The 24,676-nt window shown below is 50.6% G+C and carries 17 protein-coding genes; 12 read left to right on the plus strand and 5 right to left on the minus strand.

Translation table 11 applies throughout. From position 1 onward, the window contains the following. Nucleotides 1-240: 240 nt before the first annotated feature. From VFS25_RS11755 to VFS25_RS11775, 5 genes are all read left to right on the plus strand, one after another. Nucleotides 241-924: a response regulator transcription factor gene (locus VFS25_RS11755; protein ID WP_326462339.1), complete on the plus strand. Its 684-nt coding sequence runs from the start codon at nt 241-243 to the stop codon at nt 922-924. Nucleotides 925-959: 35 nt separating this feature from the next. After that, entirely contained in the window at nt 960-2,264 is a 1,305-nt protein-coding gene (locus VFS25_RS11760) for a HAMP domain-containing sensor histidine kinase (RefSeq protein ID WP_326462340.1), read from the plus strand. Nucleotides 2,265-2,477: 213 nt separating this feature from the next. Next, nucleotides 2,478-3,872, plus strand: coding sequence for a TolC family protein (locus VFS25_RS11765; RefSeq protein WP_326462341.1), 1,395 nt, complete (start codon nt 2,478-2,480; stop codon nt 3,870-3,872). Between the two features lie 37 nt (nt 3,873-3,909). Further along, nucleotides 3,910-7,176, plus strand: a complete 3,267-nt coding sequence (locus tag VFS25_RS11770) for an efflux RND transporter permease subunit (RefSeq protein ID WP_326462342.1) — start codon at nt 3,910-3,912, stop codon at nt 7,174-7,176. Between the two features lie 55 nt (nt 7,177-7,231). Continuing rightward, a complete protein-coding gene (locus VFS25_RS11775) occupies nt 7,232-8,365 on the plus strand; it encodes an efflux RND transporter periplasmic adaptor subunit (protein WP_326462343.1) in 1,134 nt (377 codons plus the stop codon). Between the two features lie 89 nt (nt 8,366-8,454). Here the strand turns inward: VFS25_RS11775 and VFS25_RS11780 are convergent, their stop codons facing one another. Then, nucleotides 8,455-8,943 (minus strand): hypothetical protein, encoded by a 489-nt coding sequence (locus VFS25_RS11780; protein ID WP_326462344.1) that lies wholly within the window; start codon nt 8,941-8,943, stop codon nt 8,455-8,457. Between the two features lie 102 nt (nt 8,944-9,045). Between VFS25_RS11780 and VFS25_RS11785 the strand changes: the two genes are divergently transcribed. The 5 genes from VFS25_RS11785 (at nt 9,046) to VFS25_RS11805 (ending at nt 13,941) form a co-directional block, all read left to right on the plus strand. Beyond that, complete coding sequence (locus VFS25_RS11785) at nt 9,046-10,638, plus strand: amidase (protein WP_326462345.1); 1,593 nt, start codon at nt 9,046-9,048, stop codon at nt 10,636-10,638. A gap of 401 nt (nt 10,639-11,039) precedes the next feature. Beyond that, nucleotides 11,040-11,390, plus strand: a complete 351-nt coding sequence (locus VFS25_RS11790) for a VOC family protein (RefSeq protein ID WP_326462346.1) — start codon at nt 11,040-11,042, stop codon at nt 11,388-11,390. A gap of 115 nt (nt 11,391-11,505) precedes the next feature. Next, nucleotides 11,506-11,697, plus strand: coding sequence for a class I lanthipeptide (locus VFS25_RS11795; RefSeq protein WP_326462347.1), 192 nt, complete (start codon nt 11,506-11,508; stop codon nt 11,695-11,697). Between the two features lie 252 nt (nt 11,698-11,949). Then, nucleotides 11,950-12,801 carry a dienelactone hydrolase family protein gene (locus tag VFS25_RS11800; protein ID WP_326462348.1) on the plus strand — a complete coding sequence of 284 codons (852 nt, stop codon included), beginning with the start codon at nt 11,950-11,952 and terminating at the stop codon, nt 12,799-12,801. A gap of 66 nt (nt 12,802-12,867) precedes the next feature. Next, nucleotides 12,868-13,941 carry an NADH:flavin oxidoreductase/NADH oxidase gene (locus tag VFS25_RS11805; protein WP_326462349.1) on the plus strand — a complete coding sequence of 358 codons (1,074 nt, stop codon included), beginning with the start codon at nt 12,868-12,870 and terminating at the stop codon, nt 13,939-13,941. 45 nt (nt 13,942-13,986) lie between these two features. Here the strand turns inward: VFS25_RS11805 and VFS25_RS11810 are convergent, their stop codons facing one another. After that, a complete protein-coding gene (locus tag VFS25_RS11810) occupies nt 13,987-15,027 on the minus strand; it encodes a hypothetical protein (protein ID WP_326462350.1) in 1,041 nt (346 codons plus the stop codon). Nucleotides 15,028-15,405: 378 nt separating this feature from the next. Between VFS25_RS11810 and VFS25_RS11815 the strand changes: the two genes are divergently transcribed. After that, nucleotides 15,406-16,302 carry an AraC family transcriptional regulator gene (locus VFS25_RS11815; protein WP_326462351.1) on the plus strand — a complete coding sequence of 299 codons (897 nt, stop codon included), beginning with the start codon at nt 15,406-15,408 and terminating at the stop codon, nt 16,300-16,302. A gap of 101 nt (nt 16,303-16,403) precedes the next feature. Here VFS25_RS11815 and VFS25_RS11820 read toward each other — a convergent pair whose 3' ends face one another. The 3 genes from VFS25_RS11820 to VFS25_RS11830 are packed head-to-tail and all read right to left on the minus strand — an operon-like array spanning nt 16,404 to nt 23,877. Further along, nucleotides 16,404-19,250 carry a sugar-binding domain-containing protein gene (locus VFS25_RS11820; RefSeq protein WP_326462352.1) on the minus strand — a complete coding sequence of 949 codons (2,847 nt, stop codon included), beginning with the start codon at nt 19,248-19,250 and terminating at the stop codon, nt 16,404-16,406. A gap of 51 nt (nt 19,251-19,301) precedes the next feature. Further along, the gene (locus tag VFS25_RS11825; protein ID WP_326462353.1) at nt 19,302-20,828 is read right to left on the minus strand and encodes a RagB/SusD family nutrient uptake outer membrane protein; all 1,527 of its coding nucleotides are present in this window, start codon (nt 20,826-20,828) and stop codon (nt 19,302-19,304) included. Between the two features lie 25 nt (nt 20,829-20,853). Then, nucleotides 20,854-23,877 (minus strand): TonB-dependent receptor, encoded by a 3,024-nt coding sequence (locus tag VFS25_RS11830; RefSeq protein ID WP_326462354.1) that lies wholly within the window; start codon nt 23,875-23,877, stop codon nt 20,854-20,856. A 297-nt stretch (nt 23,878-24,174) separates the two neighbouring features. Here VFS25_RS11830 and VFS25_RS11835 point away from each other — a divergent pair. Next, nucleotides 24,175-24,676 (plus strand): MmgE/PrpD family protein (locus VFS25_RS11835; RefSeq protein WP_326462355.1); only part of this gene is annotated, 502 nt, incomplete at its 3' end.

The raw sequence follows: 24,676 nt of genomic DNA on the forward strand, positions 1-24,676 counted from the left end.
AAAAAGCAAAAAGTAAAAAGAAGAAAGCGGATGCTTAACGCCGAATGCCTGATCAGGCGTTGAACGCTAAATGCAGGAGAGTGGGGCATTACACCAGGTTTCAACCAACACGCCTGCTTAACGCCGTGTCCAGGTTTTGCCTTTTACTTTTTACCTTTTTACTTTTTGTTTCGTACTTCAAAATTGATACAAAATTCAGTGCTACTTTTGTACGGGTATGAAAGTGCCAGTCATAATTGTATGAAAGTTTTAGCAGTAGAAGACAGCCGGGAAATAGCCGTCAGCATACGTGATTTTCTTTCGCGGGAAGGATATATTTGTGAGCTGGCCTATGGTTTTGAGGAGGCCAGGGAAAAGCTGTCGTTATTTACCTACGACTGCATTCTGCTGGATATTATGCTGCCGGACGGCATTGGTTTGGAGCTGCTGAAATTTATTAAAAAAGAGCATATAGAAAGCAGCGTGCTCATCCTTTCTGCCAAAGATGCGCTGGACGATAAGGTAGAAGGGCTGGAACGCGGCGCGGATGATTACATTACCAAACCCTTTCACCTGCCGGAGTTGCACGCCCGCCTGCGCGCCATGTACCGCCGCAACCGCCTGGCCGGCAATAATATTGTTTCCTTTAACGAAATTACTTTAAACACCGATACCCTGGAGGCCCGGGTGAATGATGTTGTGCTGGATATTACCCGTAAGGAGTTTGAGCTGCTGCTTTACCTGGTGGTGAACAAGAACCGCGTGCTCTCGCGCCAGTCCATAGCCACCCACCTGTGGGGGGATTATACAGATAATTTGTCTAATTTTGATTTTGTTTATCAGCATATTAAGAACCTGCGTAAGAAGATCAGCGCGGCCAACGGAGCAGACTACATCGCAACAGTTTACGGATTGGGGTACAAGTTTAGTGCAACCAGTGCTTAAAGCAGGCAGGCGCGGTAAGCAACAAATACGCGAGCATGAAGTTAGTTGACAAATTTTCCCTTTGGTTCATTGCAATTCTTGTAGTAATAACGCCTATTACCGCATACATTTGCTATTACAACCTGGAAAGGAATATTAATAAAGCCGAAATTACCCGGCTGAAGGAAATAAATGTAATAACTGCAGAGCACCTAAGCAAAGGAGTAACTACCCCTGCTGTTTCAAACAGCACCGTGGTAACAGCAGTAACGGGGGCCCTGCCCGAAAGCCGTGTGCAGGTAGCGATAAAGGACGTTTACGATAATCACGCCAACGGCATGATTAGCCTGCTTACCGTTAACTCCTACTTTGATATACAGGGGCGTCATTATCTTATATCTTCCCATAACCACATACCGAGCGCCAAGCAGATTTATACTGTTATACTGGACACTGTTTTCTGGAAGCTGCTGCTGATTATATTATGCGTAGCCGTTACCATACGGCTGGTATCTCAGCGCATACTGCATTCACTGCGCCTTACCATGAAAACCATCCAGGGCTTTCAGCTCAGGCAAAAGGTGCAGTTTCCTGTTAGCGGTACCCGCGAGTTCAAAGAGCTGAACGGGTTTCTGCAGAAAATGACGGATAAGGCGGTTGATGAATATGTGGCCATTAAAGAGTTCAGCGAAAACGCTTCCCATGAGCTGCAAACGCCCGTGGCCATATTGCGTAATAAGGTAGAGATGCTGAGCGAAACCTATATAAGCGAAGAGCAGGCCGTTTTACTGGGCGACATGCAGAACGCCATTGAAAAGCTGTCGAAGATACACCGTTCGCTTACCCTGCTGGCCAAGCTGGAGAACAACGAGTACACCGTGTCGGAGCAAATTAAGTTTTGCAAAATAGCCAAAGATGTGCTGGCGGCTTATGAAGACCGCATTGGCATGAAAAACATTTCTGTAAAAACCTGTATTGATAAAAGCATCATGCTGAAGATACACCCGGTGCTGGCAGACATGCTGATGAATAACCTGCTGGGCAATGCCGTGCGCCATAACGTGCAGGACGGCAGCATTGAAGTGGTGCTAACGCAGAAAAAGCTGGTAGTAAAAAATACAGGCCTGCCGCCGGTAATGCCCACAGCAGAGCTGTTCAAGCGGTTTAAAAAAAGTAACCAGTGCAGCGACAGTGTGGGCCTGGGGCTGGCCATTGTAAAACAGATATGTGATGTAAGCGGCTTTGGCATATCTTACAGCTATAAGAACCAGCTGCATATACTGCAGGTAGATTTTCAACCTAAGCAAAAGGGAGAGGCGCCCGTTGCCGTGCCGGATCATTTAGCGCCTGCCCTTGCATAAATTCCACACTACTATCTAAATAAATAGCAGCACATTCAAGCGCGTGTTGTGTGAAACCTTTGTCCATAAAGCATTACAGCCAACAGCGCCGCGCAAAAAAAATCCGTTTTTCTGCTGGAAAAAAATCATTTCTTCAAATTTACTTCAAAATGATGTAGTCATTTTGCGGTTGGATTTACAGCTTTCGTAAACAATTCGCAAAACCGCCTGTTCATGTTTGAGAGGAAATATTTGTTTATTCTTTCATTTTTAATCTTTGCCAACAGCTCTCTTTTAAGTGCGCAACAAACCCTTACCCTGAAAGATGCGATACAAACGGCAATAAATAATTATGGGACCATTAAAGCCAAATCCAGCTACGCTGCATCGTCACAGGCCAGCGTGGAACAGGCCCGGCGCGATTACCTGCCCAACCTGAATATATCTGCCCAGCAGGACTACGGTACCATTAACGGGCAAAACGGCCCGCTGTACGGCTTTGGCGGCCTTGCGGCCGGTTCCTCCGGCCAGCCCTTACCTGATCAGAACTGGAATGCCGCCTTTGGCGGATTATACCTCACCAATATTAACTGGGATTTTTTTGCTTTTGGCCGCGCCAAAGAAAAAATCAAAACAGTGCAAGCGGTTGCTACCAGGGACACTAAAGACTGGCAGCAAGAAATTTTCCAACAGGAAGTAAAGGTAGCAGCCGCTTACCTGAATTTGCTGGCCGCGCAAAAGCTTACCCAGTCATACCAGAAGAACCTGAACCGGGCAGATACTTTCCGCCGCGTGGTAGTAACCCGTGTATTGAACGGGCTAAACCCGGGGGTAGACTCTTCGCAGGCGAATGCAGAAGTATCTAACGCTAAAATTGCGCTCACCCGCGCGCTGGATTTCCAGCAAACCCAGGCCAACCAGCTGGCGCAGCTCATGGGCGTTCCGCCCCAGCCCTTTAGCCTGGACACCTTTTTTATAGCCCGTGTGCCGGCTGTGTTAACCGATTCGGCGGATGTAGCCAACCATCCCACGCTGCAGTGGTTCAAAAGCCGTATAGCAGCAAGCGATGAGCAGGCGAAATATTATCACACCTTCAACTTCCCGGTGTTTTCCCTGGTGGGCATATTACAAACCCGCGGCTCCGGCTTTGAGCCATCCTACAATGCCGCTAACCTGGACGCCTATACGCATGCGTATTGGGATGGGGTTAAGCCCACCCGCACCAACTACCTGGTAGGCATTGGCGTTACCTGGAACCTTACGCAGCCGTTGCGCGTATCGCGGCAGGTAAAGGCCCAGCAGCTGATCAGCAAAGGGCTGCAGGCAGAGTATGAGCTGGCAGACCAGCAGCTGCGCGCACAGCTGCAGCTGTCGGACACCCGCATCAGCAATGCGCTGGACAATTACCGCGAAGCGCCCGTGCAGGTAAAAGCCGCATCCGACGCCTACCTGCAAAAATCTGTGCTGTACAAAAACGGCCTTACCAACCTGGTAGATGTAACGCAGGCGCTGTACACCCTCATCAGGGCCGAAACAGACCGGGATATCGCTTACAGCAACGTATGGCAGGCATTATTGCTGAAAGCTTCTGCCAGCGGGGATTTTAACCTGTTTGAAGGACAGCTTTAGCACAAAAACCGGTATTGATCATTCACATAAAAGTATTATGAATCTTATTCGTTTTGCACTTCGTAAGCCTATTACCATCCTGGTGCTGGTAGCCGGGTTATTCTTTTTCGGTATAAAAGCGGTCAATACCATCAAGATCGATATTTTCCCGAAGCTGGATATGCCGGTGATATACCTGTCGCATCCCTTTGGAGGTTATACCTCCTCACAAATGGAGGCATTCTTCGGCAAACAATACATCAATATATTATTGTTCGTAAACGGGGTAAAGAGCATTGAAACCAAAAATATACAGGGGTTAACGCTTATCAAGATCAACTTTTATCCCGGTACTAACATGGCGCAGGCAGCTGCGGAGGTGAGCGCTTTTTCCAACCGTATACAGGCCATCTTTCCGCCAGGCTCCAACCCGCCTTTTATTGTGCGTTTTGACGCATCTACCGTGCCGGTAGGGCAGCTGGTGCTGAGCAGCGACAAACGCAGTAATAACGAGCTGCTGGATATGGCCAATGTGTACGTGCGCTCGTCCTTTACTTCCATTCCCGGGCTTATAGGTTCCGTACCTTTTGGCGGTAACGTTCGTACGGTGGTAATAAAGGTTGACCCCGAGCTGATGCGTTCCCACCATCTTACGCCCGACCAGGTGGTGGAAGCGCTGCGCCTTAACAACCAAACAGCGCCTTCCGGTAACGTGCGCATTGGCGATAAGAACTACATTACGCCTACCAACACCACTATCAGGCAGATAAAGGATTTTGAGGATATTCCCATTTATAAGAACGGGGTGCAGAACCTGTACCTGCGGGATGTAGCTACTGTAGAAGACGGCGCGGACGTAACCACCAACTATGCGCTGGTGAACGGCCGCCGCTCGGTGTACCTGAATATTGCAAAAGCAGCAGATGCCTCCACCTGGGAAGTGGTGCAAAGCCTGAAAAAAGCATTGCCCCGCATACAGTCGCAGCTGCCGGAAGATGTGAAGCTGAGCTACGAGTTTGACCAATCCACCTATGTAATCAACTCCGTAAAAAGCCTGCTGAGCGAAGGGGTGATAGGCGCTGTGCTCACCGGCTTAATGGTGCTGCTGTTCCTGGGCGACCTGCGGGGCGCGCTGATTGTGATACTTACCATACCAACGTCTATTATATCCGGTGTGCTGTTCCTGAGCCTCTTTGGCCAAACCATTAACATTATGACGCTGAGCGGCCTGGCGTTGGCCATTGGCATACTGGTAGATGAAAGTACGGTAACCATAGAAAACATACACCAGCACTTTGCCCTGGGCAAACCCAAGGCCCTGGCCATTTGGGATGCGTGTAAGGAAATAGCCTTTCCCAAGCTGCTTATCCTGTTTTGTATACTGGCGGTGTTTGCGCCTGCCTTTACCATGGGCGGCATACCAGGCTCCCTGTTCCTGCCGCTTTCCCTGGCCATTGGTTTCAGCATGATCGTTTCCTACTTCCTGGCGCAAACCTTTGTGCCGGTAATGGCCAACTGGATCATGAAGGTAAAGCACCACAAAGCGGCAGACGGCCATGTGCTTACAGATAAGGAAGAATTTGAAGCCACCGGCCTGCATACCGGTGAAAGCACCTGGGACCAGAAGAAAGCGCTGGTAGAAAGAAGCGATTTTAACAACAACGGCAAAATAAGCCGCTTTGAAAAGCTGCGGAACCGGTACCTGCGCTTTATTGACCGTATGATGCCTTACCGTAAGCCTATTGTAATTGCTTACCTGGTGGTTATTTCCGGGTTGGCGTACCTGCTCATCAGCAGCATTGGCCGCGATGTGCTGCCCAAGGTAAACGGCGGCCAGTTCCAGGTGCGTTTACGCGCGCCCGATGGTACGCGTATTGAGGAAACGGAGAAAAAAACCATACAGCTTACCAACATAGTGAAAGATATAGTAGGGAAGGAGAATGTATCTATTACCTCTGCCCTTGTAGGCGCGCACCCGCAGCTGTTTTCCACGGCGCCCATCTTTTTGTGGATGGCCGGCCCGCATGAAGCGGTGCTGCAGGTGGGGCTTAAAGAAGACTATAAGGTTGACCTGGATGATGTAAAAGACGAGATGCGCAAGCGTATGCATAAGGCAGATCCCCGGGTTGAGCTTTCCTTTGAGCCCATAGAGCTTACTGATAAGATACTGAGCCAGGGATCGCCCACGCCCATTGAGGTGCGCCTGTCGGGCCGTAATAAAAAGCTGAATGAAGCCTATGCGCAAAAGATCATCAGCAAGCTGAAGGAAATTCCTTATTTGCGCGATGTGCAGCTGGGGCAGTCTATCAATTACCCTGCGCTGAACATTAACGTTGACCGTGTGCGCGCGGCGCAGCTGGGGGTTGATATGAACGATATTTCCCGCTCGCTGATTGCCAGTACCTCCTCATCCCGTTTAACGGAAAAGAATATATGGGTAGATGAAAAAACGAATTTAAGCTACAGCGTGCAGGTGCAGGTGCCGGAAAACATGCTCACCAGCCAGAACGATATTGGCGAAATACCGCTGCTGCGCAACGCATCACGCCCCATACTGAGCGATGTGGCTACTATTACGCCGGATAAGACCTATGGCGAGAACGATGACCTTGGCTCATTGCCCATATTAACGGTAACGGCTAACCTGAGTAATAAAGACCTGGGAACGGCCTCCACAGATGTGCAAAAGGCCATTGCTTCCCTGGGTAAGCTGCCCCGCGGACTGGATGTGGAGCTGATAGGTTTAAGCAGCACGTTAACAGACACGCTGGACAGCCTGCAGAGCGGGTTGCTGGTAGCGGTTGTGGTAATATTCCTGATGCTGGCAGCCAACTTCCAGTCGTTTAAGGTATCGGCCATTGTGCTGGCTACTGTGCCTGCGGTGCTGTTAGGCTCCCTGTTGCTGCTTATGCTGGCCGGGTCTACGCTTAACCTGCAGTCTTACATGGGTATGATCATGTCTGTTGGCGTATCTATTTCCAATGCGGTGCTGCTGATCACCAATGCAGAGCAGCTGCGCCGCCACAACGGCAATGCCATGCTTTCCGCGAAAGAAGCGGCCGCCCTGCGTTTACGTCCTATTCTCATGACGGCGCTGGCCATGGTGGTGGGCATGATCCCGATGGCCAGCGGCCTGGGTGAAGCCGGCGACCAGTCGTCCCCGCTGGGCCGCGCAGTCATTGGCGGGCTGGTAGCCTCTACCTTTGCGGCGCTGTTCATATTACCTTTGGCATTTGCCTGGGGACAGGGTAAAACCACTACGCAAAGCGTATCGCTGGACCCGGAAGATGAGGAAAGCATTCATTACATACCAGCAAAAGCTTAACACTATCCATACTAAAACTATGAGCGAAAATATAAAAGCAAGTAAACTTCATTTTATGACACCAGTATTCAAAAGTGCCGCGATACTTTTACCGGTGATGGTATGGGCTGTAATACTCCAGGGCTGCGGATCATCCAGGGCAGAGGATGAAAAGCGCGGAAAGGAAACCGAAGCAGCCGCACCGGCGCTGGAAGCCTTTACCCTGCAAAAAGGGGCGCTGTCATCCTCCATACGTATGCCTGGCGAGCTGGTTGCCTTTCAGCGGGTAGACCTGTACGCCAAAGTAAGCAGCTTTGTGAAAAAGCTGTATGTAGATGTAGGCAGTGAGGTGAAAACCGGCCAGCTGCTGGTAACCATGGAAGCGCCGGAGGTAAACTCGCAGCTGTCAGGCGCGGAGTCGCGACTGAAATCGCAGGAAGCTATTTATCTTTCCAGCAAGGCCACTTATGACCGTTTGCTGGAAACCAGCAAAACGCCTGGCACCATTTCCCAGAATGACCTGGATATTGCCTTTGCCAAACAAAAATCAGACCTGGCGCAGCTGGATGCCGCCAGGGCAGCATATAAGGAAGTAGGGGCCAACAAAGATTACCTGGAGATAAGGGCGCCTTTCAACGGCGTTATCAGCCGCAGGAATGTAAGCCCCGGTGCTTATGTAGGCCCTGCCGGCAAAGGATCGGACCTGCCCATTTTTACCCTGCAGGAGCAAAAGAAACTACGTTTAGTGATTAGCGTGCCCGAAGCGTATATCGGCTACCTGGATAATAAAAGTGAGGTGGATTTTACTACCAAGGCCCTGCCTGACAAAACCTTTAAGGCAAAGATAACCCGCCTTTCCGGCGTGCTGGACGAGCGCCTGCGCGCGCAAAGCATAGAAATGGATGTGGAAAATAATGATAAGCAGCTGCTGCCCGGCATGGTAGCGGAAGTATCGCTGCCGCTGAGCAGTGAGGCCAGCGCCTTTGTGGTGCCGTCATCGGCAGTGCTGAACGCATCGCGCGGCGTATACGTAATAAAGGTGGTGAACAACAAAGCTGCGTGGGTGCCTGTAAAAACCGGCCGGCAGGTAGATGGTAAAACAGAGATATTCGGCGATCTGTCATTAAATGATACCATCATTACAACCGCCAATGAGGAAATACGCGACAGCTCGGATATAAAACAGGTGAAAGTTACAACAGCACAATAGCATTATACAGGAAACCATGCGATCAGGAAACAGACCTGCCGGGCCTCAACCCCCGGCGGGTCTTTCCGCTTTTATAATAATCCAACGGCTTATTCTGTTACAGTAAACGTAACATCGTTCACCTGCTTTAATCCGCTAACGCCGCCTGCCTGGTACGTTACCGTATAAGTTCCCGGCTGGGTTACGGCATATCCCTTCAGTATATCCACGCTGGCGGTTACGCTGTGGTGCGGGGCAACTTTTATGTAGGCGGCAGGCGGGGGCGGCATCATTCTTTTAGCCATAATGCCACGGTACCGGGCCATTTCCCCGTTGCTATCCTTAATATCCAGGTAAGATGCCATAAAGTTGCCGTTGCCTTCAAACGGGGTATGCCATTTACAGAAGGTCAGCGTATCGCGGGTGTTGTTTTTCAGGGTAAAAGTGAGGATAACCGGGTTGCCGGTTTTTACAGTGGCGGGCGCCGACAGTACTGTTTCCAGGGCGCCATTGGTATTGGCAGTGGTTTTTTGCATGTTCTTACAGGCGTTAAAATTAAAAGCAGCCAGGCATGCTGCTGTGATAACCAGGTTTTTCATTGTATAATGATTGATTGCGGCCGCCAAATTAATGAAATTCCATGCAACAACCGGGCTGTGTAATGGGATAAATTGTTTATTTTGATTTTAAACTAACCTACTATGAACAGGAGAAATTTCCTGCAGGCCGGTTCCCTTACCGGTGTTGGCGTGGTAGCCGCCCGTTTGTGGGGCCTGGCTGCAGCAATCCCCGGCCCTTTTGCCCTGGAAGAGGCCACCATAGCGCAGCTGCAGGAGCAAATGCAGCAGGGCAGGGCAACATCTGTTTCCATTACCCAACAATATATTAACCGTATTAAAGCCATTGACCGCCAGGGGCCCAGGCTTAATTCCGTGATTGAGCTGAACCCCGAGGCTTTGTCCATAGCAGCCGCATTAGATAGAGAGCGCAGGCAGGGCAGGGTAAGAGGGCCTTTGCACGGCATACCGGTGCTGGTAAAAGATAACATTAATACCGGCGACCGGATGATGACTACCGCCGGGGCGCTGGCCCTGTACGGCAACAAAGCGGCGGAAGACGCTTTTATTATTAAACAATTACGTATGGCCGGCGCCGTGCTGCTGGGCAAAACCAACCTGAGCGAGTGGGCCAACTTCCGCTCCAGCAACTCAACCAGCGCATGGAGCAGCCGGGGCGGGCAAACTAAATGTCCGTATATACTGGACCGTAACCCTTCCGGCTCAAGCTCCGGTTCCGGCGCTGCTACTGCCGCTAATTTATGCGCCATCAGCATAGGCACGGAAACAGATGGATCTATTGTATCTCCGGCGTCTGTTAACGGGCTGGTTGGCATAAAGCCCACAGTAGGTTTGTGGAGCCGTTCGGGCATTATACCTATTTCCGCCACGCAGGACACCGCCGGCCCCATGGCCCGTACTGTGCAGGATGCGGCTGTTTTGCTGGGCGCCCTTACCGGGGTAGACCCTGCTGATAAGGTAACAAAAGAAAGCGAAGGGAAATACCTTAAAGACTATACGCAGTTCCTGGATAAGAACGGGTTAAAAGGCCGCCGCATTGGGGTGGAAAAGGCGCATTTTCACGGGAAAATCCGCCTGGTTGAGCTTTTAGAGGAAGCCGTGGCCGTGCTGGAAGCGCAGGGTGCTACCGTAGTGAAGGTTAACCTGCTGAAGGCCCTGGAGCCTGTGAGTAGCAGCCACGCGGAGTTCCAGGTGCTGCTGTACGAGTTCAAAGATGGCGTGAACCGCTACCTGGCCGGCACGGAGCTGAAGGTGCGTACGCTCGACGACGTAATTGCTTTTAACAAGGCTAATGAGGCGAAGGCAATGCCCTTTTTTAAACAGGAAACATTAATCAATGCCAATGGCAAAGGAGATCTTAACAGTAAGGAGTATACGGAGGCGCTGGCCAAATCGCTCAGCTCCCGCAAGATCATTACCGACCTGATAGCCGAGCATCAGCTGGATGCGCTGTCGGGCATTACTAACGGCGCTGCAGCCTGCATTGACCTGGTAAACGGGGATTATGATGCCGGCCCTTACTTTTCTACGCCTGCCGCCATTTCGGGTTTTCCGCATATCACGGTGCCTATGGGCATGGATCATGGCCTGCCGGTAGGTTTGTCTTTTTTTGCAACAGCTTACAAAGAGCCGCAGCTTATAAGTATGGCCTATGCCTATGAGCAGGCATCGCACAAGCGGCAGCCGCCTGCTTTTAAACCCAACTTGCTGGGGTAGGGGAAGGCGGTTTATAATTGCAATGTGGTATTAGTTGTATGAAAACACCAGGTATAAATTGTCAATATGACACTTTTAAAGGGGCGGCTGTTGCAAGCTTTTAATTTTGAGGTGAATAGAATAATGGAAGGATTACTAACAAATAAAAATATTTTTACATGTTATAACATGTAAATGTGATAGACAAGTAAACAACCGCTGTTATCTTTATGCCGTTAAAAGTAGATAACTATCCCTATGCTATAATCCTTATACCCTTGTTGTGTAATTTATTTTGTGATTGTAACAGTGTTTCGGTAGCCGCTCAGCTGAGCGGCTACTTTTTTTCTGCCAACCGGCTGCTTCCATTTTGTTTTGCCGCCTGAAATTTGAAGCTTTGTATGTAATATTTACATAAGCATATGAAAGTCAAACGGATTGTTGCCAATATAACGGTAACGGACATATCAGCCGCCAGGCACTTTTACGGGGAAGTGCTGGGTCTCAATATTTTAATGGATCATGGATGGATAGCTACCTATGGCGGCAACGAGCAAAGCGCTGTTCAGGTGAGCTTTGCTGCAGAAGGAGGAAGCGGTACCCTTGTGCCTGACCTGTCTGTTGAGGTGGACGAGCTGGAAACCGCTTATGCGCGTATGCGGGCAGCGGGGTTCCGGGTTGAATATGGTCCTGTTGACGAACCCTGGGGCGTGCGGCGCTTTTTTGTACGTGATCCTTTTGGAAAGCTGGTGAATATTTTAAGCCACCACTAAACGGGTTTGACCGGCCTTCATCTTCTCCAGTGAAGGATAAACGTTGTCAAATTCCGTAAAATGCGGTAACTTCTGAGGGTTAATCTATATTCTTTCTCTTAAAACTTAACCCATCATGAAAAAGATCCCATCAAAAAAACTGTCGTTATCAAAGATCACAATTGCCACGTTAAGTACAGACCGGCAGCAGAAAATGAAAGGCCGCGGCCTGGCAGATACGCTGGACACCCTGAACCGGACCTGTAAAACCTGGTATGAGGAGTGCGGCCCCGGCCCCTTTACCATTGCGAGAACCTGTGTAGAGTAGCCTTAAAAAACACAGCAAATCATTCAGCCGGGAGGCTGTATCATGGTTTTGATACAGCCTCTTTTATTCAGGTACCTGGAAGATGATTCCGTTTAAGCGATCATCTGCAATTCCGCTATTTTTTGATGCCGGTTTTTTCTTTGAGCAGGCCTTGCTTGATAAGTTAAGCCATTCGCTTATTTTTGTGTTGGCACAACGCTGCAGCGTTGTTTCACGTAAGAAGGATTACATGCTTAAACCCAACAATTACTTATGAGAAAGCAAACCTTATTTTTCTCTTTTGCCGTTATGACAATAACCGGCCTGGCAGCCTGCAATAACAACACCCGGTCATCTGGCGCTGCCACAACAGATACCGTTACCACCGGTGCTGAAATGAAGCTGAAGGAGGAAACAGTTACCTATAAGGATGATACAACCACCCTGGCAGGGTATGTGGCTTATGATGAGAACAGCGATGCAAAACGTCCGGGTGTGCTGGTGGTGCCGGAATGGTGGGGAGTAACAGATTATGTAAAGGGCAGGGCCAGGCAGCTGGCAAAGCTGGGCTACATTGCCCTGGTGGTGGATATGTACGGGCATGGCGAAACAGCCGGTAACCCCGGCAAGGCCAAGGAACTGGCAGGCGCATTCTACAGGGATCCGGCATTGCTGAAATCAAGAATGGATGCTGCCCTGGCGCAGCTGAAAACATACAGCCAAACAGATACCAGCCGCTTAGCCGCTATTGGTTATTGTTTCGGCGGCGCTGTTGTGCTGAATGCCGCTAAGCTGGGCGAGCCGCTGAAAGGCGTGGTAAGCTTTCATGGTACCCTGGCGGGCGGCGCGCCTGCCAACAAAGATCTGCTGAAAGCTAAAATACTGGTATGCCATGGCGCCGACGACCCGTTTGTTTCTGCGGCAGATGTAGCGGCCTTTAAAAAAGGGCTGGATTCCATTGGCGCCGACTATACCTTTAAAGCATATCCCGGTGCGCTGCATGCTTTCACCAACCCTGAAGCTACGGCGCTGGGTAAAAAGTTTAACATGCCTATTGCGTACAATGCGGCGGCAGATACGGCTTCCTGGAATGATATGAAAACTTTCTTTGGCCGTATATTCTAAATGTAATTAAGCATATTCAGCAAGGCCCGGTAGCATAGGCTACCGGGTTTATTTAAACGAAAGCACATGCGCACACTACTGTCGCCTATTACTATTGGGAACACCACTTTTAAAAATCGTATAGTTATTTCACCCATGTGCCAGTATTCGGCAACAGATGGCTTTGCCAACGACTGGCACCTGGTGCACCTGGGAAGCCGCGCTACAGGCGGAGCCGGCTTGGTAATGCAGGAGGCTACGGCCGTAAGCCCCGAAGGCCGCATTACGTATGCAGATGCAGGCCTGTGGAAAAACGAGCAATGCGAAAAGTGGCGGCAGATAGTAGCGTTCCTGCACAGCCAGGGCGCCAGGGCCGGTATACAGCTGGCGCATGCGGGGCGCAAGGCCAGCTGTGAGGTACCCTGGAAAGGCGGGCAGCAGATAGCGCCGGATGTCCCCAATGGCTGGCAAACCTACAGCGCCAGCGAACTGCCGTTTAAAGCAGGGCAGGCTGCCCCGGCAGCGCTGGATAAAGCCGGCATTCAGCAGGTAGTGGACGATTTCACGGCAGCGGCTATACGAGCGGTGGAAACAGGCTATGATGTAATTGAAATTCACGCAGCGCACGGGTATTTACTGCACCAGTTCTACTCCCCGCTAAGCAACCATCGTACGGATGAATATGGCGGCTCCTTTGAGAACCGCATACGTTTATTGTTAACCGTGGTAAAAGCTGTACGGCGGGTTTGGGAAAGGGAAAAACCATTGTTTGTGCGTATTTCCGCCACCGACTGGACGGAGGGCGGCTGGTCCATTGAAGATTCCATAAGGCTGGCCGCTGTTTTAAAGGAAGCGGGCGTGGACCTGATTGACACCTCTTCCGGCGGTAATGTTGCTGTTGCCGGCATTCCTGTTACGCCTGGCTACCAGGTGGATTTTGCAGCGCAGATCAGGAAACAGACGGGTATACTTACCGGTGCAGTGGGCCTGATTACCACACCAGAGCAGGCGGCGGACATTATCCAAAAAGGGCAGGCCGACCTGGTGCTGATAGCAAGGCAAAGCCTGCGTGATCCTAACTTCCCCCTGCATGCCGCCCAGGCGCTGGGAGCGGATATACACTGGCCGGTGCAGTACGAACGGGCTAAGCCGAAAAGGTAAAGCCCGCAGGCACGGGGCCCACGGGCTTCTTTTGCTTGCTTGCCCCTATAATGCGGTTTTTATGCTGTTTTTCAGTTGTGCTAAATATCCGGTTACAGTAGTGGCGCTGCCGGATTCCGGCATTTCAACTGCGCATCCCCTTTTCACGTAACCTTTTACATCAACCATTTGCCAGATGGCGCCGCCCGTAATACCGGGATAATCTTTTTTAAACTGTACCATTTCCGCTTTGATCTCATCCGGCGTTTTGCTGTTGTGAGAAGGTGCGCAGGTGCTGAATGCGCCGCGGCAAAGGAATATGGGATAAACCGGTAGCTTCGTGTCCAGGTTTTTTACCCAGGGCGCCGGGGTGTTGCCGGTGCCGCCATCGTAGCACTGTAAGTAAATGGCATCTATCAGCCCGGGTTTTGACCCGTTCAATATCTCTTTCCAGTACGGGGCTTTTGTGTACGGGCAAAGCGTCATATGCATTTTCAGCTTGCCTGCTATTTGCCCCAGCTGCACTATGGAAGCGCTGTTGTAAACAGATTCATCGTCAATACAAAACGCATCAACGCCAATCACGTCTTTCATCACTTTAACTATTTTATACAGCGTGCTGTTTTTACCAGTGCCGGTTACAACACCGGGATAAGATTTGGAGGGATTGGTTGCCCAGTCCTGGATAAAGTCAAAGGTGTTGGGCGGCTGGTTGTACCAGCGGCCTTCCAGCAGTATCTCTATGCGGTTAACGGAGGTGTTGCCTTTTTTTAAGGAGGCCACCCGTTTCAGCCATTCTTTATTGCCTACATATTTGCCATCGTGAATGATAGGGTTTTTGCCGTCATCGCCGGAAAACACATCGCCGTTGGAGCGGATGTAAAAGCTGGAGAGCATGATGGTGGTAAAGCCGGACTGTTTCAGCTGCTCATAGGTGGTATCGTCGCCCGGGTATGTGCCGCGCCCGAACATGATTAAATTGGTGTCTGCCGGGGAGGCGGGTTCAGGTACGGTAGCCGTTCCCGTTAGTACCGCCGGCGGCTGTACGCCGAAAATAAAAAGCAGGGTGGCTGCCAGTAAACAAGCAGATAAAAATAGTGATTTCATAGCATAGGTTTTGAAGTGCCGAAATTAGGCAACTAATTCTTAAGCCGGGTAATTAATCGATGAGCGGTTTGTATGGATTGTCTTTTGGTAGTGATGTTTGCCGGCTGCAATAAAAAGGTGCAGGGAGTATTGGAAACAGGTAAAATAATATTACAGATGGATAATAAATTCAAAAAGATGGATTTTTCGACCATTTTTTGATCAGTAAAAAAAATTATTGTTTTTTACACACTTAACAGGGATATAGCAGTATATTCATATAGCGGCTGTTCCGCTGCATATGGAGGATGTAAAAATAGCAGCCAGGTTGCTCATCAGGCAGGAAAATGGACGATCCGCGCACATAAGTAAATTCCACCAGGTTAGAAATCCAACGTTATGAACAGTGTTATTAATATTCCGAGAAAGATCAAAACCGGGTTCTTTGGTCAAAGAATGACCGTACTCCCGCCCAACATTAAAAAAAACGTAATAAAAAACGACCTGATTAACCGGTTTTACCTGACCGACATGGGATTTTATCCGCATGCTGTAAATCATTACCGGGAGCGGAAGATGGGCTGCCACCAGCACATCCTGCTGTACTGCATAGAAGGCCGGGGCACAGTTAATGTACAGGGTTCGGCCCTTGAGCTGGCGCCCAATGCCTTTGTAATTATACCCAGGAATGTGCCCCACTGCTATAAAAGCTCCGAGGAAGATCCCTGGAGCATATACTGGGTGCATTTTACCGGGGAAGCGGCAGACCAGCTAACGTCGCGGTACTATCAAAACAGGAATAACCTGCTTTACATTCCGTACGACGAAAAACGCATACGGGATTTTGAAGAAATATTTTCCCTGCTGGAGAACAGCTTTGACGACAAGGTGCTGGAGATCGCCAATATTAAGCTGCTGAACTACATTTCATCCTTTATTTATTTCAAGGAAATTGATCCTGCTTACCAGGAAGACGATGTAATATCTGCCTCCATTGCCTTTATGAAAAGGAACCTGAGCCGCATGTTCACGCTGGAGCAGCTGGCCAGGCAGCAGCATTTGTCGGTATCGCAATATGCAAGGCTGTTCAAAACCAAAACAGGCAGCTCGCCAAGCCAGTATTTCAACCAGCTTAAAATACAGAAGTCCTGCCAGTACCTTTATTTCAGCAACCGTAACATTAAGGAAATATGCGTGGAGCTGGGCTTCCAGGACCCGTATTACTTTTCCCGCCTGTTTAAAAAGCTGATGGGCAAATCACCCGCCTCTTATAAAAACCAGCATAAGAAAAGCTAACACGCCTGCACATTGCCTGTGCCGCCTGCCTGTATAAAACTGTATAAAAAAGGGCTGACCGGATTTCCCGGCCAGCCCTGACTGTTTGGTGTAGGTTTATGTTACTCGTATAAGCCGGTTATTTGTGCAACGTTTACACTCGTTTTCGGGTTAAAGGCTTGCGTGTGCATGTACTGCTGCAGGCTGTAAAGCAGCTGCCTGGCTTCGGGCCGTTTTTCCCGGTTGGTCAGCAGGTCAATGCCTGATACCAGCAGCTTGCCGCTGCCTACCTTGCACTCAAACAAAAGGCCCAGGGACCGTGCGGTTACCCAGTCATCGATCACTCTTACAATAGGCTGCAATCCTTTTTTTACCTCATCCAGCTTAATGGCGTTTGAATGCGACATGGCATCCCACCATTGCCAGTTGCTGAAGCGTTGGGTAGGAAACTGTTGCAGCGCGGGATGTGCAGGATCGCAAAGAATGCCCAGGGTTACCGGCGGCTGCTGGTGCGTCCAGGCGGTGTTCCAGAATATGCTGGAAAAGCCGATGGCAATATCGCCGCCTTTGTCAGCTTTCAGCGAGCCGTGTTTCAGCGTTAGCAGCACTTTGCCGCCTGCCTGCAGCACATCCAGCGCTTTCTGATCCAGCTGCTGTGTAGTAAGTATCTGCGGGTCGGTAGCCGGCAACGTGGCGGGATAAACAAAAATATCCCATTCATTTTTATAGCCTGCTACGGCAACGGCGAGCGTAAGCCGGGAAGGTGTTTTAACAGTGGATAAATCCGCATTGATCTGCCCCAGCTTAATCGCATTGCCCAAAGGTATATCCTGTTTTTGCAGCGCGCCTTTAAAAAGCACCTGGCCTTTGCTGTTGCTGATTTGCCAGGAGGGTGTTACGCCTTTTAATGCAGCAGCGCTGAACTGGGCTATCTCCACAGGCACATTCAGGCTTTCGTTGTTCAGGTACACCATTTTAGGCAGGCGTACCAGCGGCACCACGTTATTACAGAACATGCTGTATTCCGCGGCGGTTACATACCCTTTATCTTTCCAGAACGGGTTTAACACGCCTACCAGCGCTGTGCCCTGCCCGGGAAAATCATAAAGCCCCAGCAGCTGAAACCCGCCAAAGCCGGGTGTGCGCAGGGCCGCTTCAATATCGGCTTTATAGCAGAGCACCTGCAGCTTACCGGAAGCATACAAAAAATCGCCGGCCAGCTTGCCCAGGCCATTTTTTTCCAGCTGATCGCGGAATATCTCAAAGTTCTTTGCCTTCAGTATGCCATCATACTGTTTTATTTCATTAAAGTCCGGGTACACGCACCATTGGCCTATTTCATGGCTTACGGTAGGGTGCTGCCATTTTTCTATGATAGAGGTCCAGTCATAGTCGGCGCGCGGCGGCTGGCTGTTGATAATGCTTTTCAGCCCTTCCCCCCAGCGCTGTATGCGCGGCGTAGGGGTGCTGTTAAAATCGGCTTCGCTGATAATGGGCCAGCCTGCGCCGGTGGAGTATAACCTGCGCGGATCTTTCTTTTTCCAGTATTCTACAAAGCCGGTCAGGTATTTTACATGGCCCTTGCCGGCCGGCTCATTGCCGTACAGCAGCATGCAAAAGGAGGGGTGGTTGCCGTATGCTTTTACGATCCGCCTGCTTTCGTCGTAAATGTATTCGTCCAGCGGTTTGCCATCGCCAATAGTGGCGCCCTGGTTCGCCCACGACGAGCACTCTATATGCAGGTAAAAGCCCATGCGGTCCGCTGCTTCAAATGCTGCTTCGGGCGGGCACCAGGAGTGGAAACGCAGGTGGTTTAGGCCGTATGACCTGCATATCCTGAGTATGCGCATCCAGGAAGCGGTATCTGTAGGCGGATAGCCGGTTTTAGGATAGGCCGCGCATTCCAGCGTTCCCCGCAGGAAGGTGGGCCTGCCGTTTATGGTAAACTGCGTGCCGTTGGATGAAAATTCGCGCATGCCAAACAGCACTTTGCTTTCATCGGCGGCAGCATCATTTGCAGCCAGCCGCACATTCATCGTATATACGTTGGGGTGAAACTCGTCCCACAATGCAGGCTGCTGCCCCATGGGGTATACTACTTTTATAACAGCCTGTTTTTCCACCGGCTCCTGTACGGTTACCGGCGGTAAGCTGCTGCCGGGGGTGCCGGCTTGTAGCGTTACTTTTGCAGTGGCCGGGTGCCCGCTGCTGTTTACTGCTGTTATCAGCGCCGTTACTGTTTTGGCTTTTATATCAGGGTACAGCTGCACATCGCTGATGTAAACAGCGGGTGTTTGCTGCAGCTGCAGCTTGCCGGCCATACCGTTCCAGTTACCCTGCGTATGGTCGGTAATGCTGTGCGAGTTGGGTCCCACATCAATGTCCTTCACGCGGTTGTCTACCCGAACAGTGATGCGGTGCCTGCCGGGCGTAAGCATGGCCGACAGGTCGTAGGTATGTGCGGTTGCCAGGCTGTTTTGCATGCCGGCATAAGCATCATCTACCCACACCATGGTTTCCCAGTGGCAACGCTCCAAAAACAGCTCCAGGTGCTGGCCTTTCCAGGACGCCGGTATATCCACTGTTTTCTGGTACCAGGCAGCGCCTTTATAGTATTTATCCGGCTGCAGCCAAAAGGGTACTTTCACCTGGCCCGGTACACGGTATTTGCTAAAAGCAGGATCAAAGAACCAGGTTGAGTCGACAATGCTGCCCGTCCACGGTGTGTTTACCGTTATGTCATCTCCCTTTCCATTGGTGGTCATAGAGCCCGGCAGCGTAATATGATCCGTGAGGGTTTGCGTAAACCATTTTTGTGTAACGCCTTTGTCCAGCGAATCTACCTGGAATAGCCACTTTCCCGAAAGATCTATCACTCCTTTATGCGGCGACTGCTGTCCCCTGGTAATAAATGGCGCGATAAGCAACAAAGCATTCAATAAAAACAAAGCGGCTGTTCTTCTTCTCATACGGATTGATAAAATTTGATTGCCAATAATGATACTGATAAATGTAACTATTTACCAGTGTGAATTCTGTTCCATTTTTGGATTCGCATTTATTTCTGCCTGTGGAACAGGGAAATAATCATGCTTATCCGCCACAAAAAACTGTTTGCCAACCTTATCACTGTTGGTGATCTCCTGTTTCAGCAGTCCCCATCTTTTCAGATCATAAAAGCGCTGGTTCTCGCGGGCAAATTCGATCATGCGCTGGTGCCTTATTTCCGCCATCATCTGGTCCTGGGTCAGGCCGGTGGCAAGCGGCCCCAAATGCGCCCGGGTTCTTATCTGCTGCACAAAAGGATAGGCATCGGCGGGCTTGCCCTGCATGGTGAGGGCTTCGCCGATCATTAACAGCACATCTGCATAACGGAGCGCGCGCTCGTTGTTGCTGGAGGTGTAGTCCGATGCGCCGCTGGCGCCTGTTAATTCATTGTCCTGTGTATAGTTCTGGTATTTTTTGAACATAGCGCTGTAGCCAAATAACAGCTTAAAGCTGCTGAAGGGCTTATTGTAAAAAGTAGCGCCCGGGTAATCCCATATCAGGGTTGCATACATGCGCGGATCAAGCTCGCCGCCGGTTGTTTTTTCTTTCTGGAATTCGTTGAACAGCTTATCGGTAGGGCTTACTTCAAACCAGCCGGCTACTTCAGCAGGCGCAAACTCCTGTGCGGTAGTAACGCCTATGCTTTGACTGGCGTTTTCACCGGCCCAGGGGTTGGTGCCGCCTACATCGCCCAGCTGTATTTCAAATACAGACTCCTGGTTGTTTTCTTTGGTAACAACAAAATTATCGTTGTAATCGGTCATCAATTGGTAGTTGAACGGTGCAACGGTTAATGATTGCAGCGTGGTGGCAGCGCCGGACCAGTCTTTGGTGTACAGCTGGGCTTTCCCTAAATAGGCCACGGCAGCGCCTTTGGTGGCCCTTCCGACCCATTCTGAGGAATAGGAAACCGGTAGGTTGGCTGCAGCGTCTGTAAAGTCTTGCTTTACCTGCGTCCATACATCTGCTTCAGGTGACTTTGCCACAAAATAATCTTCTGTACTAGCAGCTGCTTTTAAGATAATGGGCACATCGCCAAAATTAATAGCCAGTATAAAGTAGTTGAGCCCTCTCAGGAACTTGGCCTCTGAAATATAAGCAGCTTTGGCATCTTCAGAAAGGTCCGGTACCTTGTCAATATTCTCCATGATCTGGTTGGCCCGGAAAATAGCCCTGTAAGAAATGTTCCACAGGTCATTAGCCGTGCCGTTATCCGGCGTATTGGTGAAGGTAGACAGCTGGTATAATGCGGCAACGTCATTACGGATAAAGAAATCGTCGCCACGGCCGTTGCCCAGCTCAATGCCGCGCACACCGTAAAAGCCGCCGTTCACATCGCGCAGCAGGCCGTAAGTGGCCGCAAAGGCGCTTTGTACATCGGCCTCTGTTTTCCAATAAGTATCAGAGGTAAGCTGGTTGGGGTTCGTTAGCTCCAGGGTGCTTTTCTTACAGCCCACGACCAGCACAACGGCCACCAAAAAAGTGATAATATTTTTCATACGTGATAATGTTTGCGTTTACTTACTAAAGTGTTAATTGCAGGCCTACGGACAAGGTGCGGGCAATGGGGTAGGCCACATGCCCAAAGTCTACGCCGCGGTCAAATATGCTGCCTGTTCTGCCAATGTCCGGGTTAAAGCCGGTGTACTTTGTAATAGTAAAGAGATTATCTGCGCTGATATAAGCCCGGAGGGAGGAGATCTTAAACTTGTTCTTTATCACATCCCCCACGGTGTACCCGATTTGCAGGGTTTTCAGGCGCAGGTAAGAGCCGCTTTCCAGGAAGCGGGTTGACGTACGGTCGTTAAAGTTAGGATCGTTTGTAACGGCCCTGGGTATATTCGTATGCCTTTCAGGCGTCCAGGCATTCAGCGTTTCGGTGGAATAGTTAAACTCAAGGCTCATGCTCTCCAGGTCTTGCCGCAGGCCGTTGTAAATTTTATTGCCGTGTGTTCCCTGGAAGTAGGCGTTCAGGTCAAAGTTGTGGAAAGAGGCGTTGAGGCCGAACCCGTATTCAAAAGAAGGGAAGGGGCTGCCTGCATATACTTTATCCTCATCACTGATTTGGCCGTCGCCGTTGGCGTCAAAGAATTTAATGTCGCCCGGCGCAGCATTGGGCTGTATTAAGGTGCCGTCTTTTTTGTAGGCGTCAATTTCTTCCTGTGAATTGAAAATGCCATCGGCCCTTATCAGGAAAAAGCCGGTAATAGGCCCGCCGGCTTCTGTTAGCGTGCTGGAGGCGCCGTGGTGGGTGGGCTGTCCGCCAAAAATCTGCTGCGAGCCGGTGCCCAGCTCCAGCACTTTGTTGTTTACTTTGGAGAATGCGCCAAAGAAGCTATAGTTCAGCTCTCCCACATGATCGGAGTAGTTAAGGCCAAACTCAACGCCATTGTTCCGTAAACGGCCTGCATTTACCACCGGGTTGGAGGTAGAGCCGGCAGAACCGGGTATGGGTACGTTCAACAGCACATCTTCTGTGGTTTTAATAAAATAATCGGCGGTAAAACTCAGCTTGTCGCCCAGGAAGCCGGCATCCAGGCCCACGTTGGCAGTTTTGGTGCTTTCCCATTTAATATTGGGAGAGGCAAAGGCGGTTTGGATGGCGCCAAACCATTTATGCTGGTCGGCTCCTATAACATAATTAATATTGGAGGCTATGGCTGCGCTATACAGGTAATCCCCGATCTGCTGGTTGCCCAGCACACCATAGCTGGCCCTTATTTTAAGGTTGGTGATGGCTTGTTTCAGCGGCGCAAAAAACTCCTCGTTTGAAAGGTTCCAGCCCAGGGCTATAGAAGGAAAGCTGCCATGGCGGTAGGCGCTGCCAAACCTGGAGGAGGCGTCCCTTCTGAAGCTGGCTGTTAACAGGTAGCGGTCACCATAGGAATAGATCACACGACCTAACACAGATACCAGGCCGCTTTCGTAGCTGTTGCCGTTGGTAGTAGAGGTGCCGGCGCCTGCATCAATATTCTCTATGCCGTCCGGCAAGTCTGTTCTGGCAGCCAGCAGGTAGGTATTTTTGGTTTTCTGGTAAGTATAACCTGCCAGCGCCTGCAGGCTGTGCTTGCCAACAATTTTATTGTAGTTCAGCGTGTTTTCCACCAGCAGCAGGTCGGTTTGTTCTTTGCTTTGCGTAAGGTCGTTGGTGGGGTGAGAGAACAGTGTGCCAACTACATATCTTTTGCGGTAGTCGTCATTGGTAATAAAGTTGCCGGTATAACCCAGGTTCAGCTTATATGTGAGGCCGGGTATAAGGGTTACCTCCCCGTACACGTTGGTTAAAATGTTGGAGGAGATTTTGTCGATATTTTCCAGGTGCAGCTGCGCCAGGGGATTGGCCACATTCACCACCGGGCCATAGGCGCCTGCAAAACCGCCCAGGGCGGAGGTGTCGTAGATCTGGAACACCGGGATCATTTTTGCTGCGGAGCCAACGGGGTTGCCGCCCTGGCCGCCCCAGCCCCCGGCCATGTTAATGGTTTTTTCCCTGGTTAGCAGTATTGTTTCCCCGAACTTAAACCGCCCCCGGGTGGTTTCTGATTTCACGCGCAGGTTATAGCGGTCGTAGCCGGTGGTTTTTACAATACCATCCTGTTTGGTATAGCTGCCTGATACGCTGTAGTTGCCATACTGGCTGCCGCCGCTTACAAGCAGTCCGTATTGCTGTATGGGCGCTGTGCGGTATACGGCATCCTGCCAGTCGGTGCCGGCGCCCAGTGAGTCCGGGTTGCGGGCTATGTCCAGCCGGGCCAGGCCTGCCGCATCATGCGCGGCATTACTTACTTTAGCCCATTGCTGCGCATTCAGTACATCTACTTCATGCCCGATGCGCTGTACGCCGTAGTTGGCAGTTACCTGTACTACCGGCTTGCCTTCTTTACCGGATTTGGTAGTTATCAGCACAACGCCGTTGGCGGCGCGTGAGCCGTAGATGGCAGCGGCAGAAGCATCTTTCAGTACGTCAACAGATTGTATATCTACCTGGCTCAGGTTATTAATGCTGGCCACCGGTACCCCGTCAACAATATATAAAGGCGCCGCATCGCCCAGGGTGCCTACGCCCCTTATTAATATGCGGGTGCCAGCACCGGGGTTGCCGCCGGCCGACTCAATGGTTACCCCCGGCAGCTTGCCCTGCAGGGCTTTGGTAACATCGCTTACGCCCTGGGATTTTATATCAGCGCCTTTAATATTGGCAATGGCGCCGGTGAGATCTTTCTTTCGTACGGTTCCATAACCGATTACCACTACTTCATTCAGGTTGCTTTGGGATGATATTAGCACAACATGCATTGGGCTACCATCTACATTCACCTCCTGTGTGGTGAAACCGAGCGCTTTAAAAACCAGTGTGCTGCCCGGCGCCGTGCGGATGGAGAATTTACCGCTGCCATCCGTGGCCACGCCCTGGGTGGTATTTTTAACGCTAACGGCCACACCGGGCAGCGGCTGCCCGTCGTCTTTAGACGTAACAGTGCCGGTTACAGTAATCTGCTGTTGCGCATAGCTGACTGCAGACAGCAGTATTACCAGCAGGAACGTCATAAATGGAATTTTTCCCCGGTTTGGGGAGGTAGATCTTGGCATATTTTATAGCATTGAATTAAAAAAAAGTGTTTAACCGCATTCCATGTTTACAGCAGCGGTAAGGGAATGTTTTTCATTGCACCCATGTGGAATTATTTACGCTATAAACCTAAGCATACTGCCAATAATGGTAAATGGACAAACGTTTCAAAAAGATGGATTATCAGCGCATAGGGAGCGGGAGGAAGGCCGTTGCAGCCGGGCGCTGGCATATAAATTGAACAGGCTAAGCTATATTCATTTAAACGAGCAGATATGAGTACGCTTGCTATTACAGAAAAAATAGCCCGGTTTTCATTACAGTCGGCCTACAACCAGCTTCCTGCAGATATTCGTGATCAGCTGAAGAAACATTTACTGGATGCCATTGGCTCCATGCTTTATTCATTAAGCAGCCCCACGGTGCATAAGCTGTTACGGCAATCAGCTGCATTGCAGCAGCAGGGGGCCTGCCAGGTGCCGGCTATCGGGCATACGGCAGCAGACCGCGCGGCGCAGCTGTATACCCTGTTGATAAGGTACCCTGATTTTATGGATAATTTCCTGGGCAAAGAAGCTACCTGCCACCCCAGCGATAACATTGGCGCAGTGCTGGCTGCCGCGCAGCTGGTAAATGCAGGCGGCCGCGATTTTTTAACGGCAATGGCGGTGGCTTACCAGCTTGAGTGCACCTTAATAGAGCAAATGCCGCTGATGGCTAAAGGTATTGATCATACGGCATTGCTGGCCATGTCGGTAACAGGCGCGTTAGCCAGGC

The sequence above is a fragment of the Chitinophaga sp. genome (assembly GCF_035761305.1).
In the GTDB taxonomy this organism is placed as follows: Bacteria; Bacteroidota; Bacteroidia; order Chitinophagales; family Chitinophagaceae; genus Chitinophaga.

Coding starts and splice junctions, on each gene's coding strand:
- VFS25_RS11755 (WP_326462339.1), top strand. CDS start 241: ATGAAAGTTTTAGCAGTAGAAGACAGCCGGGAAATAGCCGTCAGCATA.
- VFS25_RS11760 (WP_326462340.1), top strand. CDS start 960: ATGAAGTTAGTTGACAAATTTTCCCTTTGGTTCATTGCAATTCTTGTA.
- VFS25_RS11765 (WP_326462341.1), top strand. CDS start 2,478: ATGTTTGAGAGGAAATATTTGTTTATTCTTTCATTTTTAATCTTTGCC.
- VFS25_RS11770 (WP_326462342.1), top strand. CDS start 3,910: ATGAATCTTATTCGTTTTGCACTTCGTAAGCCTATTACCATCCTGGTG.
- VFS25_RS11775 (WP_326462343.1), top strand. CDS start 7,232: ATGACACCAGTATTCAAAAGTGCCGCGATACTTTTACCGGTGATGGTA.
- VFS25_RS11780 (WP_326462344.1), bottom strand. CDS start 8,943: ATGAAAAACCTGGTTATCACAGCAGCATGCCTGGCTGCTTTTAATTTT.
- VFS25_RS11785 (WP_326462345.1), top strand. CDS start 9,046: ATGAACAGGAGAAATTTCCTGCAGGCCGGTTCCCTTACCGGTGTTGGC.
- VFS25_RS11790 (WP_326462346.1), top strand. CDS start 11,040: ATGAAAGTCAAACGGATTGTTGCCAATATAACGGTAACGGACATATCA.
- VFS25_RS11795 (WP_326462347.1), top strand. CDS start 11,506: ATGAAAAAGATCCCATCAAAAAAACTGTCGTTATCAAAGATCACAATT.
- VFS25_RS11800 (WP_326462348.1), top strand. CDS start 11,950: ATGAGAAAGCAAACCTTATTTTTCTCTTTTGCCGTTATGACAATAACC.
- VFS25_RS11805 (WP_326462349.1), top strand. CDS start 12,868: ATGCGCACACTACTGTCGCCTATTACTATTGGGAACACCACTTTTAAA.
- VFS25_RS11810 (WP_326462350.1), bottom strand. CDS start 15,027: ATGAAATCACTATTTTTATCTGCTTGTTTACTGGCAGCCACCCTGCTT.
- VFS25_RS11815 (WP_326462351.1), top strand. CDS start 15,406: ATGAACAGTGTTATTAATATTCCGAGAAAGATCAAAACCGGGTTCTTT.
- VFS25_RS11820 (WP_326462352.1), bottom strand. CDS start 19,250: ATGAGAAGAAGAACAGCCGCTTTGTTTTTATTGAATGCTTTGTTGCTT.
- VFS25_RS11825 (WP_326462353.1), bottom strand. CDS start 20,828: ATGAAAAATATTATCACTTTTTTGGTGGCCGTTGTGCTGGTCGTGGGC.
- VFS25_RS11830 (WP_326462354.1), bottom strand. CDS start 23,877: ATGACGTTCCTGCTGGTAATACTGCTGTCTGCAGTCAGCTATGCGCAA.